General features: G+C 73.8%; 10 protein-coding genes. 8 read left to right on the plus strand and 2 right to left on the minus strand.

Annotated features, from left to right (window positions below; translation table 11 throughout):
* Positions 1–16 precede the first annotated feature (16 nt).
* Positions 17–4,312, minus strand: coding sequence for an FHA domain-containing protein (locus ACFZDE_RS05075; RefSeq protein ID WP_391197564.1), 4,296 nt, complete (start codon positions 4,310–4,312; stop codon positions 17–19).
* Between the two features lie 400 nt (positions 4,313–4,712).
* On the opposite strand from ACFZDE_RS05075, the gene ACFZDE_RS05080 reads away from it, so the two are divergent.
* The 4 genes from ACFZDE_RS05080 (at position 4,713) to ACFZDE_RS05095 (ending at position 9,854) form a co-directional block, all read left to right on the plus strand.
* Complete coding sequence (locus ACFZDE_RS05080) at positions 4,713–6,410, plus strand: protein kinase (RefSeq protein ID WP_391003011.1); 1,698 nt, start codon at positions 4,713–4,715, stop codon at positions 6,408–6,410.
* Positions 6,411–6,532: 122 nt separating this feature from the next.
* On the plus strand, positions 6,533–7,777 hold the full coding sequence (locus ACFZDE_RS05085; RefSeq protein ID WP_391003013.1) for a protein kinase: 1,245 nt from the start codon (positions 6,533–6,535) through the stop codon (positions 7,775–7,777).
* 58 nt (positions 7,778–7,835) lie between these two features.
* Positions 7,836–8,939: a peptide chain release factor 2 gene (gene prfB / locus ACFZDE_RS05090; RefSeq protein WP_161366359.1), complete on the plus strand. Its 1,104-nt coding sequence runs from the start codon at positions 7,836–7,838 to the stop codon at positions 8,937–8,939.
* A 291-nt stretch (positions 8,940–9,230) separates the two neighbouring features.
* Positions 9,231–9,854, plus strand: coding sequence for an LPXTG cell wall anchor domain-containing protein (locus ACFZDE_RS05095; RefSeq protein ID WP_391197567.1), 624 nt, complete (start codon positions 9,231–9,233; stop codon positions 9,852–9,854).
* 124 nt (positions 9,855–9,978) lie between these two features.
* Here ACFZDE_RS05095 and ACFZDE_RS05100 read toward each other — a convergent pair whose 3' ends face one another.
* Positions 9,979–10,170, minus strand: coding sequence for a hypothetical protein (locus ACFZDE_RS05100; RefSeq protein WP_391003018.1), 192 nt, complete (start codon positions 10,168–10,170; stop codon positions 9,979–9,981).
* A 257-nt stretch (positions 10,171–10,427) separates the two neighbouring features.
* Between ACFZDE_RS05100 and ftsE the strand changes: the two genes are divergently transcribed.
* The 4 genes from ftsE (at position 10,428) to smpB (ending at position 13,841) form a co-directional block, all read left to right on the plus strand.
* Positions 10,428–11,117, plus strand: a complete 690-nt coding sequence (gene ftsE, locus ACFZDE_RS05105; RefSeq protein WP_003990615.1) for a cell division ATP-binding protein FtsE — start codon at positions 10,428–10,430, stop codon at positions 11,115–11,117.
* Between the two features lie 40 nt (positions 11,118–11,157).
* Entirely contained in the window at positions 11,158–12,075 is a 918-nt protein-coding gene (ftsX, locus tag ACFZDE_RS05110) for a permease-like cell division protein FtsX (RefSeq protein WP_391003021.1), read from the plus strand.
* A gap of 68 nt (positions 12,076–12,143) precedes the next feature.
* Entirely contained in the window at positions 12,144–13,313 is a 1,170-nt protein-coding gene (locus ACFZDE_RS05115; RefSeq protein ID WP_391003023.1) for a S41 family peptidase, read from the plus strand.
* A 45-nt stretch (positions 13,314–13,358) separates the two neighbouring features.
* Complete coding sequence (gene smpB / locus ACFZDE_RS05120) at positions 13,359–13,841, plus strand: SsrA-binding protein SmpB (protein ID WP_391197570.1); 483 nt, start codon at positions 13,359–13,361, stop codon at positions 13,839–13,841.
* Positions 13,842–13,886 lie beyond the last annotated feature (45 nt).

The following is a 13,886-nucleotide window of genomic DNA, read 5'->3' on the forward strand; positions in this document are numbered from 1 at the left end:
CGACGGCCGTCCTCGGTCACAGAAGTGACGGCACCTTCGCCGCCTCGACCTCCCGCGCCGCCCTTTCCAGCGCGCTGGCCAACAGTGCCAGGTCGGTGGGGCCGTTTCCGAGCTCCCGCACCGGACGGCGGGCCGGAGGGTCACCCATGCGGTGCCATTCCAGGGGCACGACCGTGGGGCGCAGCGTCGCCGTGCGGGGGATCCGGCCGGTGACCCGGCCGCCCTGGAACGGGGTGATCCGCCCGTCCGGGCCGGTCAGCCGCCCCCGGCCGGGTGCGGGCTCTTCGGGGCCCGGAGCGGGCGCGTCGAGGGTGACACGCAGGGTGGCCCGGCGCGCCGGTTCCGTCTCCGCCGTACGGGTGCACGGGCCGGTGGCGGCCACCAGATGGACGCCGAGCCGCTCGCCCTCCCGGGCCACGGCCTCCAGCGCGCGCATCACCGACCCGGCCGCGGGCCGCCCGGTCGAGCCGAGCGCCGGGGAGACCAGCGCGTCCAGGTCGTCGACGACCACGACCAGCCGGGGGAGCGGCGGCGCGGCCGCCTCCGCCCGCCGCCGGGCCGCACCCGGCCGCAGCCGCATCGTCGAGCTCGACGGGGAGTCGATGTCCCCGGCCCCCGCCCGGTCCCCGGCCCCTGCCCCTGCCCGGTCCCCGGCTCCCGCCCGGTCCGCGGTCTCGGCCCGGTCGCCGCCCCGCGCCGTCGCCGTGCGCTGGGCGACCATACGGCCCGACAGCTCCCGCCCGGTGTGCCACTCGGCGAAGTCGGACCGCCCCAGCAGCTCGGCGCGCCGCTTCAGCTCGGCGCTCAGGGACTGCGCGAACTCCCGCATCCGGACCGGGTCATGGGCCATCAGCAGCGTCGTCACATGCGGTACGTCCGTACACACCCGCAGGCCCTCGCCGTGCCCGCCGCCCGCGCCCGGGCCGCCCCGGCCGTCGACCAGCACGATGCCGAGCCGGTCCGGCCGCTCGGCGGCGGCCAGCGACGCGACGACCGCCCGCAGCAACTCCGTACGGCCGCTGCCCGGCGGGCCCTCGATCAGCAGATGCGGGCCCTGGGCGGCGAGGTCCGCGCAGACCGGGCCGCGCGGCCCGGCGCCCAGCACCGCGCGCACCCGGCCGCCCAGCGCGTCGGCGTCGTCGGCCGCGTCCGCCCAGCGGGCCATCAGGGACGCCGGGGTGGCCCGGGCCAGACCCAGCTCGTCCAGCAGACGGGCGGCCTGCGGCAGCGGTGCGGAGACGCGCGGCTGGCCCTCGCTCGCCGGGCCGTCCGTCCGCAGCGGCGCCAGCGCCCGCGCGAACCGCTCGGCCCAGGCCGCGGAGACGGCGTCGACGGTGGCGACGGTGCCGTGCCCGACCGGTCCGGCCGGAGAGTCGTCACCGCCGGTGCGGGCCACGCGCAGCAGCCGCAGGGCCGTCGCCACGTCCCCACTGAGCAGCGCGACCGCGCCGCACTGCCGGAAGGTCGGGGCCACCGCGCAGGCCGCCTCGTACGTCTCCGTCACCGGCGACGCCGGGGAGGCGGCGGCCGTCTCGGCCAGACAGACCACGTGTATCCCGGCCCGGGGGCCCTCCAGCGCCAGCCGCGCGACGGCTCCGCGCAGGTCGGCGCCGCCGGGGTCGCCGTCGACGATCACGACCGTGAACGGGCCGGGGAAACCGGCCGCCCCGGCGTCGTCGTCCCGGGCCCAGGAGGGGCGGCGGGGGGAGGGGAGGGACGGATCCGTGGCGGGGGTGGTGCCGAGAGGCTGCGGGCCGCCGCCCGCCGGGGTGCCCGCCGGGCCGGTGCCCGGGGCCAGGTCCGCCAGCTGGTCCTCCAGACGGCGGGTGAGTTCGTCGGTGCGGGCCGCCGCCTGTTCGCGGTCGTACGCGAGGAGCAGCCGGCAGTCCTGCCCGTGCCCCGGCCGGACGTGCGGCAGCCAGCCCAGCCAGGACCACTCGGCGGTGCGCTCCTCCAAGGAGCGGGAGCGGTCCGCGGCGATCAGCACGATCTCCAGCGAGTCGGGGGAGTGCAGCGTGGTGAGCTGGGCCAGGACCGCACGGGCCAGCCCGGACAGCCGCGCCCGCGGCCCGGCGAGGCCCAGGGCGCCGACCTCGCGCAGCCCGGTGGTCACGGGCACGGCGGGCAGCAGGCCCGAGCCGTCCGGTGCCGCCCGGTCGGCCGTGCCGAGGCGCACGGCCAGCGCCTCCGGGTGACCGGGGCCGCGCTCCCACAGCCGCGGGCCGGGCCCGAGGGCCGTGAGCAGCAGCGTGGCCGGATCCGGCCAGGTCTCCGGGGCGGCCGGTGCGACGACCGGGTGCTCCGTGGCGACCTCGGCGGGCTCGTCCTCGTATGCCCCTGCTGGTTCCGCCGCCTGCTCGCCACGTCCTCCGGTCAGCCGCCGGGCCCATGCCCCGATCCCACCGCGCCTGCGGGTTCCCGGGGGTACGTCGGTGCCGCGCAGGGGGGTGCCTTTGCGCCCGCGGCCGGAGCGCTGGTCCGCGAGGGCCGGGTCGTCCGTCTCCCCGCCGAACGCCCCGAGGCCGGAACGACCCGCGTGCGTGTCCCCGGCGCCGCTCACGGGCCGGGCCGGGGCGTAGGGAGGAGTGAGGGGGGAGCGCTGCTGAGCCGTTTCGTGCTGCCGGGTGGGCGTTCCGTACGTCTCGGAGGAGGACCGGGCGGGCCCGACGGCTTGCGCCCGCGCCGCGTCTTCGGCGCGTCCGGGGGGCGCCTGGCTCGGGCTGCCCCCTGCGCCCCGGGTGCCCTGGTGCGGAACCGCGCTCCGGCTGCCGCCCGGGCGGGCCGCGTCCCTGCTGCCGGGTGCGGACGCCTGATGCGGGCTGCCCCCTGTGCTCTGGGCGGACGCCTGACCCCAGCCGCTCCCCACACCTCCGTCGCCCCGGGGCGGCACCTCGCTCCAGCCGTCCCCGGCGTGGGCCGCGCCCCCGGCGCCCTGCGCGGACGCGCGACTCCAGCCGTCCGCCGGGTGGGCATCATGCCCGCTGCGGGCCGCACCCCCGGTGCCGGGCGAATGCCCCTGGCCGCTTCCCGCGCCTCCGTCGCCCCGGGGCGGCATCCCGCTCCCGGCGCCGCCCTGGGCGGGAGCCCGACCCGGGCTGTCCCCGGCGTGGGTCGCGGGTCCCTGGGCGGACGCGCGACTCCAGCCGTCCGCCGGGTGGGCATCATGCCCGCTGAGGGCCGCACCCCCGGTGTCGGGTGCATGCTCCTGGCGGCTCCCCGTGCCCGCGGGCTCCCGGGGCGGCACCCCGCTCCCGGCCCCCTGGGCGGGAGCCCGACCCGGGCCGTCCCCGGCGTGGACCGCGCCCCCGGCGTCCTGGGCGGACGCGCGACTCCAGCCGTCCGCCGGGTGGGCATCATGCCCGCTGCCCGGAGCGGGCGTCCGGCCCCGGCCGTCTGCCCCAGGGGGCGCCTCGCCCCGAGAAGCCGGACCCTCCGCGTGCGTCTTCCCGCCGTCCGGCGCCGTGCCCGGCCCCCCGCTCTCGATCCGCGGTGCCCCGCCCTGCCCCGGCACCACGGCCGGATCCGCCGGGCCGCTTCCGGAGCCGCCCGGCGCGCTCCAGGGCGTCGAGCCGTAGGCGTGGTGCGTGGGACCGGCGGGTCCGGCCGGGGCCGGGTCGGCCACGCGCGGGTGGGACGCCGCCGTCTCCCCGGCGGGCCCGGCCACGCGCACGTGTCCCTCGCCGTCCGGGGTGGTCTCGACGCGGCCCCCCGGCCCCCCGGCGGGGGCCAGCCGCAGGGCCGACTCACCGATCCGCAGCAGCGCGCCCGGCGCGAAGGGGACCGCCCGGCCGCCGATCCGCGCGCCGTTCACCGTGGTGCCGTTCGTGGAGTCCAGGTCGGCGACCGCGACGCGGCCGTCAGCGCTCACCGTCACCGCGCAGTGCAGCCGGGAGACGTCCGGGTCGTCGAGCGGCACGTCGGCGTCGGCGGAGCGGCCGACGCGGATCTCGCCGCCGTGCAGAAGATGGACACCGCCCGCGTCGGGGCCGGCCACGACCTGGAGCTGGGCCGGGGCGTCCTCCAGCTCGGGATGCGGCTCGGGCTCGCCCGGCGCGCCCACGGACAGCACGGCGCCGTCGGTCAGCGGGGGCTCTCCGAGCGTGCAGCGCTGGGCGTCGAGCCGCTGCTCCCCGGCGTACAGCACGGGCGTGCCCGAGCCGTCACCACCGGAGACCACCTGGACGAGCGCGGACGCCACCGCGGCGAGCGCCGTACCGGCGGGCGCGGTGACCAGCACGTCGCTGCGCGGGGCGCGGTCCCGCGCCGGCGCCGACGGGCCCAGCGGATCTACGACGGTCAGCCGGATCTGCATCGCCGTCAGCGGTCCCTTCTGCCCGGGCGCGGAGTCCCCCACCCCGCCCCAGCACGTCGGCCAGTACTGCCAGCATCCTCGCACCTGCCACTGACAGCGCGCCCCTCGCTCGGGAAAAGGTGATCTTGATTGGTCGGCTCTGCCCGCAAAAGTGCCTGAGAGATGACCCACAGGCGACCGCTTGAGATCAGTCACGCTCACTCCCGGCAACCACACGACCGAGCCGAGCGTCTTTCCTTCGAACGGCGGTGAGGACGGCTACGTAAGACCCACTGCGTGAGATCCACAGAAACCCACAGCCTGAGATCCACCGAAAGACGACACACCGGTCCCCGGCCCCCCGGCACTACAGTGGGTCGGACAGGCCAGCAGGCAAGGCAAGCACCAGGGAGCGCATGACGTGCGGCCGGTAGGCAGCAAGTACCTGCTCGAGGAGCCGCTCGGACGCGGCGCCACGGGCACCGTCTGGCGAGCCCGCCAGCGTGAGACCGCGGGCGCCGAGGCGGCCGTGCCGGGACAGCCCGGCGAGACCGTTGCGATCAAGGTCCTCAAAGAGGAACTGGCCGGCGACCCGGACATCGTCATGCGGTTCCTGCGCGAGCGCTCCGTCCTGCTGCGGCTGACCCACCCGAACATCGTCCGGGTGCGTGACCTGGTCGTCGAGGGCGAGCTGCTGGCGCTGGTCATGGACCTCGTCGAGGGCCCCGACCTGCACCGCTACCTGCGCGAGAACGGTCCGTTCACCCCGGTCGCCGCCGCCCTGCTCACCGCCCAGATCGCCGACGCGCTCGCCGCCAGCCACGCCGACGGCGTCGTCCACCGCGACCTCAAGCCGGCCAACGTCCTCCTCCAGCAGTACGACGGGCGGATGCACCCGCTGCTGACCGACTTCGGCATCGCCCGCCTCGCCGACTCCCCGGGACTGACCCGCACCCAGGAGTTCGTCGGCACTCCCGCGTACGTCGCGCCCGAGTCCGCCGAGGGCCGCCCGCAGACCTCCGCCGTCGACATCTACGGCGCCGGCATCCTGCTCTACGAGCTGGTCACCGGCCGCCCGCCGTTCTCCGGCGGCTCCGCCCTCGAAGTGCTGCACCAGCACCTCAGCGCCGAGCCGCGCCGCCCCTCCACCGTCCCCGACCCGCTGTGGACGGTCATCGAGCGCTGCCTGCGCAAGAACCCGGACGAACGGCCCAGCGCCGAGAACCTCGCCCGCGGTCTGCGCGTCGTCGCCGAGGGCATCGGGGTGCACGCGAACTCCGCGCAGATCGCCGCCGCCGAGGGCGTCGGCATGCTCCTGGCGCCCGACCCGGCCCCCGCGCCGGTCCCGGACACCTCCGGCGACGCCGACCCGACCCAGGTCCTCCCGCAGGGCGCGGCCTCGTACGACCCGAACGCCGCGACCAGCGTCATGCCGCACACCGGCGGCCCGGCCGGCGCCGCCGACCCCACCGCCGTCATGAACCACCGCGGCGCGGCCGACCCGACCGCCGTCATGCCGCCGGTCCCGCCCGGCTCGCCCGGCCACCCCGGTCAGCAGAACCAGCAGGGCGGCCCCGAGGACCCGCACCCCTGGCAGAACCAGCTGCGCGCGGCCCGCGACCGCAACGAGCAGACGCAGGTCCAGTACCTCGACCCGAACGAGGACCCGCTGCGCCGCCGGCCCCAGCGCCAGGTCGCCCGGCCGCAGCAGCCCCCGCGCCGCCAGGCACCCCCGCCCGGCCCCGGCTACGGCCACCCGCAGCAGCAGCCCCAGCCCCAGCAGTACGCACCGCAGCCGCAGCGCCCCCAGCCGCCGCAGCGCTACGCCCCGCCCGCGCCCCCGGCCCAGCCCCAGCAGCCGCAGCGGCCCCAGCGCGAGCCCCGCCAGCCCCGGCAGCGCAGCGCCAACCCGATGCGGATCCCCGGGCTCGGCTGTCTGAAGGGCTGTCTGTTCACGATCGTCATCCTGTTCGTCGCGGGCTGGCTGATCTGGGAACTGAGCCCGCTCCAGGAGTGGATCGGCACCACCAAGGGCTACTGGGAGCAGCTCACCGACTGGTTCTCCACGGTGACCGGCTGGTTCGAGAAGCTCGGCGGAAGCGGTTCCGGCACGAACTGACCGGAACCGCCCCGCGAGGATGGTGATTTGTCGACACCCGGCGGGTGATTTCCGCCTCGACGGTGAAGGTTGGCTCTCCGGACGCGTAGTTTTAGCGACAACACGCGTCGGTAGGAGCAGCCTTGGCACGGAAGATCGGCAGCCGGTACACCGCCCACCAGATCCTCGGGCGGGGCAGCGCCGGCACGGTGTGGCTGGGTGAGGGCCCCGAGGGTCCCGTCGCCATCAAGCTGCTGCGCGAGGACCTCGCGTCCGACGAGGAACTCGTCGGACGCTTCGTCCAGGAGCGCACGGCCCTGCTCGGCCTGGAGCACCCGCACGTGGTGTCGGTGCGGGACCTCGTCGTCGACGGCAACGACCTGGCGCTCGTCATGGACCTCGTGCGCGGCACGGACCTGCGTACCCGGCTGGAGCGGGACCGGCGCCTGGCCCCCGAGGCGGCCGTAGCCATCGCGGCCGACATCGCCGACGGACTGGCCGCCGCGCACGCCGCGGGCGTCGTCCACCGGGACGTCAAGCCGGAGAACGTCCTCCTGGACATGCAGGGCCCGCTCGGCCCCGGCGGCTCCCACCGCGCGCTGCTGACCGACTTCGGCGTGGCCAAACTCATCGACACCCCGCGCCGCACCAAAGCCACGAAGATCATCGGCACTCCGGACTACCTCGCCCCGGAGATCGTCGAGGGCCTGCCGCCGCGCGCGTCCGTCGACATCTACGCGCTCGCCACCGTCCTCTACGAGCTGCTGGCCGGCTTCACGCCCTTCGGCGGCGGCCACCCCGGGGCGGTCCTGCGCCGGCACGTCACGGAGACGGTCGTCCCGCTGCCCGGCATCCCGGACGAGCTGTGGCAGCTGCTGGTGCAGTGCCTGGCCAAGGCACCGGCGTCGCGGCTGCGGGCCTCGGAGCTCGGGGCCCGGCTGCGGGAGCTGCTGCCGATGCTGGCGGGCATGCCCCCGCTGGAGGTCGACGAGCCGGACACCGAGTCAGCGGAGGAGGCCGACCGCGAGGAGCAGCCCGCCGGACCGGCGCCGGCCGGGGAGCGGGTCCGGCGGGGCGCGGTCCCCCTGGTCCCGGGCGCGAAGCCGGCCGACTCCAACCGCGACACCCACACCTCGATGCGCGTGCCCGCCCCCGACGAGCTGGCCGGCGGCGCCCACGGCACGGCCCGGGCCCCGCGCACCGCGGGCACCCCCCGCCCCGGCTCGGCCCGCAACCGCGCCGCGGCCCGGCGCCGCCGGATGGCCCTGGGAGCGGGCGCGGTCGCCCTCACGGCGGCGATCGGGGTCGGCGCCTGGCTGTCCACGTCGGACGACGACGGCGGCGCCCCTCCCCAGGACACGAAGAACTCCGCCCCGCAGACCCCCTGAGCCGCCGGGTCCGGCCGCCCGGCGCTGGCCGCCGGGCGGAGCCGTTACGCTGGAGGGCGTGGCAGTCGTCGACGTATCCGAAGAGCTCAAGTCCCTCTCCTCGACCATGGAGTCGATCGAGGCCGTTCTGGACCTCGACAAGATGAGGGCAGACATCGCCGTGCTCGAGGAGCAGGCGGCCGCGCCGTCCCTCTGGGACAACCCCGATGAGGCGCAGAAGATCACCAGCAAGCTGTCCCACCTCCAGGCCGAGGTGCGCAAGGCCGAGGCCCTGCGCGGTCGCATCGACGACCTGGGCGTCCTCTTCGAGATGGCCGAGGAGGAGGACGACCCGGACACCCGTGCCGAGGCCGAGTCCGAGCTCACGGCCGTGAAGAAGGCGCTGGACGAGATGGAGGTGCGCACCCTCCTCTCCGGTGAGTACGACTCCCGTGAGGCGCTGGTGAACATCCGTGCCGAGGCCGGTGGCGTCGACGCCGCCGACTTCGCCGAGAAGCTCCAGCGCATGTATCTGCGCTGGGCCGAGCAGCGCGGTTACAAGACCGAGATCTACGAGACGTCGTACGCGGAGGAGGCCGGCATCAAGTCGACCACCTTCGCCGTCCAGGCGCCCTACGCGTACGGCACGCTCTCCGTCGAGCAGGGCACGCACCGGCTGGTGCGCATCTCGCCCTTCGACAACCAGGGCCGGCGGCAGACCTCCTTCGCGGGCGTGGAGATCCTGCCCGTGGTGGAGCAGACCGACCACATCGAGATCGACGAGTCCGAACTGCGGGTGGACGTGTACCGCTCGTCCGGCCCCGGCGGCCAGGGCGTCAACACCACCGACTCCGCGGTGCGCCTGACCCACATCCCCACCGGCATCGTCGTCTCCTGCCAGAACGAGCGCTCGCAGATCCAGAACAAGGCCACGGCCATGAACGTGCTCCAGGCCAAGCTGCTGGAGCGCCAGCGCCAGGAGGAGCGGGCCAAGATGGACGCCCTCAAGGACGGCGGCAGCTCCTGGGGCAACCAGATGCGTTCCTACGTCCTGCACCCGTACCAGATGGTCAAGGACCTGCGTACCGAGTTCGAGGTCGGCAACCCCGAGGCGGTGTTCAACGGCGAGATCGACGGCTTCATCGAGGCCGGAATTCGCTGGCGCAAGCAGCAGGAGAAGTAAGTTTGTCGACATGGCAACTGCCGCCCCCGGGGCGGCAGTTGCCTTTTCTGTGCTCGGATGTCCGGGTTTTACATCACAGTCACAGGCTCAGACTCCCGGCATAGCCCCCGTAGTTGGACATGGCGGCCGCAAACGACCTTGACGTGTTCTTGAAAAATGGGAAGGGTGAAGCGCGGCATGCGTGTCTCTGGGGCGCATGTGAACCGGGGGGCCCTTTCACAGGAGCCGTACCCGTCGAGCACAGCCCCGAGCGCTGCCTAATGACGATGAGCTACTGGGGGTAGCAACCACATGACGAAGAAGACGCGGATCCGCGTCGCGCGGATAGCGGCCGGTGCCGTGATCGCCGCCGGTGCCTCGCTGACCGCCGCCGGCGCCGCATCCGCCGCGGAGTCCGAGGACTGCCTGCTCGGCATCCTCTGCGCCGAGGAGTCGCCCACTCCGACCCCGCCGCCGACGGGTGAGCCCACCGGCGAACCGACCGTCATCCCGACGGGCGAGCCGACCGACCCGCCGCCGTCGTCCGAGGAGCCCACCGACGAGCCGACCGAGCCCACGGACGAGCCCACCGAGCCGACCGAGGACCCGACCGACGCCCCGACGAACCCCGGCAACGGGAACGGCACCGGCGGCGGCAACGGCAACGGTGGTGGCAACGGCGGCGGCAACAACACCGACCCCGACGGCGGCACCTCGCCGCGGGAGGAGGGCTCCTCCGAGCTCACCGAGATCGGCTCGGACGCCACCCCGGCAGCCCCGCAGGCCCAGGCCCAGGGCAACGGCAAGGAGCTCGCCGAGACGGGTGCCGCGCAGACCACCTTCCTGGTGATCGGCGCCGCCACGATGATCGCCGGCGGTGTCGGCTTCCGTCTGCTGCCGCGCCTCGTGGGCGGTCGCGGCGGGGCTGCCGCCTGACGGTAGCCGCGTCCGCACGGGCCGTGGCCACACGGGCCGTGCACACAACGCGACACCGAGGGCCCGGAGCGATTCGCTCCGGGCCCTCGGCCATGTCTTCGGGGTGGGGCGGCCGCCTACGCCGTCACACGGTCTGGTGCGCCAGCAGGGCCACCGCGGCGATCAGCACCGTCAGCAGTGCGATCAGCGCCATCGGGTTCATACCCGCCAGGAAGTTCTCCTGCTGCAGCCGCTCACGGTTCGCGCGGCACACGGGGCATCGGCCCTCGTTCACGGGGGACGCGCAGTTCGCGCACACCAGCCGGTCGTACGTCATGCGCTTGCCCTCCTTGCGCCGGTTCCACGTGTCCAACGTCCGTGGGGGTGGGAATGTTCCCCCCTCCACTTTGCCAGGTTCCGACGGCCGTCGCGCGGCTGCGCCTTTTCTGTGGTTGTACGCACAGTGCCCCCGCGCCCCTCGGGGCTCGGAACAAAACGGCATATCCATGGCGCAACCACAGTCGGTGACTGCGATGCCCCACCCGGGTCGCGTATGGTCACGCTCATCTACCCCCGGCGACCCGTGGTGCATCCGTGATCCGATTCGACAATGTCTCCAAGGTCTACCCCAAGCAGACCCGCCCCGCCCTCAGGGATGTATCCCTGGAGGTCGAGAAGGGCGAGTTCGTCTTCCTCGTGGGGTCCTCCGGCTCCGGTAAGTCCACCTTCCTGCGGCTGATCCTCCGCGAGGAGCGGTGCAGCCACGGTCAGGTGCACGTGCTGGGCAAGGACCTCGCCCGCCTGTCCAACTGGAAGGTCCCGCAGATGCGGCGCCAGCTGGGGACGGTCTTCCAGGACTTCCGGCTGCTGCCGAACAAGACGGTCGGCGAGAACGTCGCCTTCGCGCAGGAGGTCATCGGAAAGTCCCGCGGCGAGATCCGCAAGTCCGTGCCGCAGGTGCTCGACCTGGTCGGGCTCGGCGGCAAGGAGGACCGGATGCCCGGCGAGCTGTCCGGTGGTGAGCAGCAGCGCGTCGCCATCGCGCGGGCCTTCGTCAACCGGCCCAAGCTGCTCATCGCCGACGAGCCCACCGGCAACCTCGACCCGCAGACCTCCGTCGGCATCATGAAGCTGCTCGACCGGATCAACCGGACGGGCACCACCGTGGTGATGGCCACGCACGACCAGAACATCGTCGACCAGATGCGCAAGCGCGTCATCGAACTGGAGAAGGGCCGCCTCGTCCGCGACCAGGCCCGCGGTGTCTACGGCTACCAGCACTGATACCGCACCCGAGATCCACGGAAAGGCATAACCAGTCGCCATGCGCGCCCAGTTCGTCCTGTCGGAGATCGGTGTCGGTCTCCGCCGCAACCTGACGATGACCTTCGCCGTCGTCGTCTCCGTCGCCCTGTCGCTCGCCCTGTTCGGCGGGTCGCTCCTGATGAGCGACCAGGTCAGCACCATGAAGGGCTACTGGTACGACAAGGTCAACGTCTCGATCTTCCTCTGCAACAAGAGCGACGCCGAGTCCGACCCCAACTGCGCCAAGGGCGCGGTGACCGACGACCAGAAGTCCCAGATCAAGGCCGACCTCGGCAAGATGGACGTCGTCCAGGCGGTCACGTACGAGTCGCAGGACCAGGCGTACAAGCACTACAAGGAGCAGTTCGGCGACTCCCCGCTCGCCAGCTCCCTCACGCCGGACCAGATGCAGGAGTCGTACCGCATCAAGCTGAAGGACCCGGAGAAGTACCAGGTCATCGCCACCGCCTTCAACGGGCGGGACGGCGTGCAGTCCGTGCAGGACCAGAAGGGCATCCTGGACAACCTCTTCAAGCTGCTGAACGGCATGAACTGGGCCGCCCGCGCGGTGATGGCGCTGATGCTGGTCGTCGCGCTGATGCTGATCGTCAACACCGTGCGCGTCTCGGCGTTCAGCCGCCGGCGTGAGACCGGCATCATGCGGCTGGTCGGCGCCTCCGGCTTCTACATCCAGGCGCCGTTCATCATGGAGGCCGCGGTCGCCGGACTCATCGGCGGCACCCTCGCGTGCGGGTTCCTGCTGATCGCCCGGTACTTCCTCATCGACCACGGACTGGCCCTGGCCGACCAGCTGACACTGATCAACTTCATCGGCTGGGACGCGGTCCTCACCAAGCTGCCGCTCATCCTCGCGACGAGCCTGCTGATGCCCGCGTTGGCCGCGTTCTTCGCGCTGCGCAAGTACTTGAAGGTGTGACGCATACCAAGAGGGGCCGTGCGGTCAACCGGCCGTACGGCCCTTCCGCTTGTCCTAGACTCACCGGCATGTCAGGTCGTGACCCGTTCTGTCAGCCCCGTCGTATCCGTCGTGGGGCGGCCCTGACGTTGGTGTTCACGAGCGTGCTCGTCGCCGGCGCGGCCACCGGGGCGTTGCCGCAGGGCGAGCAGAAGTCCGCCCGGGACGAGGCCCGTTCGGCCGGACCGGCCGGGCACCACGCGGACGTCGCGCGGGCGGCCGAGGAGGCCATGGCCGACGGCAAGTCCCCGATCCAGGCCGCCAAGCGCGCCGTCAGCCGCAGCGGGGACCGCTGGGGCGCCGTCTACTCCCCGGGCGAGTACGAGGAGTTCGAGGAGTCCCTCGACGGCGAGTACACCGGCGTCGGCCTGTGGGCCCGCAGCGAGCGGGACGGCCGTATCGAGGTGACGAAGGTGCGCCGCGGCTCGCCCGCCGCCACCGCCGGGATCCGGGCCGGGGACCTGCTGCGCAGCGTCGACGGCGAGAAGGCCGACGGCCGTCCCGTGACGGAGGTCGTCTCCTTACTGCGCGGGGACGCCCTCGACGCCCCCGCCGGCACCGCCGTCCGCCTCGGCCTTCAGCGCGGCACGCGCGCGTGGACCGAGACACTGCGCCGGGCCCAGCTGACCACGGACTCCGTCACCGTCCGGGAGCTGGCCGGCCGGGTCACCGTCATCAAGGTCGCCACCTTCACCAAGGGCTCCGGCCACCAGGTCCGTGACGCCGTCCGGCAGTCCCCGCCCGGCGCCGGGATCGTCCTGGACCTGCGCGGCAACTCCGGCGGCCTGGTCGCCGAGGCCGTGACCGCCGCCTCCGCCTTCCTCGACGGCGGTCTGGTCGCCACCTACGACGTCGAGGGCGAGCAGCGCGCCCTGCACGCCGAGTCCGGCGGGGACACCACCAGACCCCTGGTCGCGCTCGTCGACGGCGGGACGATGAGCGCGGCCGAGCTTCTCACCGGCGCCGTGCAGGACCGTGGACGGGCGCTCGTGGTGGGCTCCCGCACCTTCGGCAAGGGCTCGGTGCAGATGCCGAGCCGGCTGCCCGACGGCTCCGTGGCGGAGCTCACCGTCGGGCACTACCGCACCCCCTCCGGCCGCGGCGTCGACGGCCGCGGCATCACGCCCGACCTGGAGACCGGCGAGGACGCCCTCCAGCGCGCCGGGACCGTCCTGCGGGGCCTGGCGAAGCCCTCGTAATCGACTTTCCGCCGAGCCCCTCCGTAGTGCGAAAATGGCGGCACTATGGCTAAGGAAAAAGGGCGCAAGCTGATCGCGCAGAACAAGAAGGCGCGGCACGACTACCTCATCATCGACATCTACGAGGCCGGCCTGGTCCTCACCGGGACCGAGGTGAAGTCCCTGCGCCAGGGACGGGCGTCGCTGGTCGACGGCTTCGTGCAGCTCGACGGGAACGAGGCGTGGCTGCACAACGTGCACGTGCCCGAGTACAGCCAGGGCACGTGGACCAACCACAGCGCCCGGCGCAAGCGGAAGCTGCTGCTGCACCGCGCCGAGATCGACAAGCTGGAGTCGAAGTCGGGCGACACGGGCCACACCATCGTGCCCCTCGCGCTGTACTTCAAGGACGGCCGGGCCAAGGTCGAGATCGCGCTGGCGAAGGGCAAGAAGGAGTACGACAAGCGCCAGACCCTCCGTGAGAAGCAGGACCGCAGGGAGACCGACCGCGCGATCGCGGCGGTACGGCGCAAGCAGCGCGGGGCGTAGGGAATACGCTGGCACCGACCCGCGTTGGTCACGTACGATGGCAAC

Source organism: Streptomyces sp. NPDC007929 (assembly GCF_042959065.1).
Taxonomy (GTDB): Bacteria; Actinomycetota; Actinomycetes; order Streptomycetales; family Streptomycetaceae; genus Streptomyces.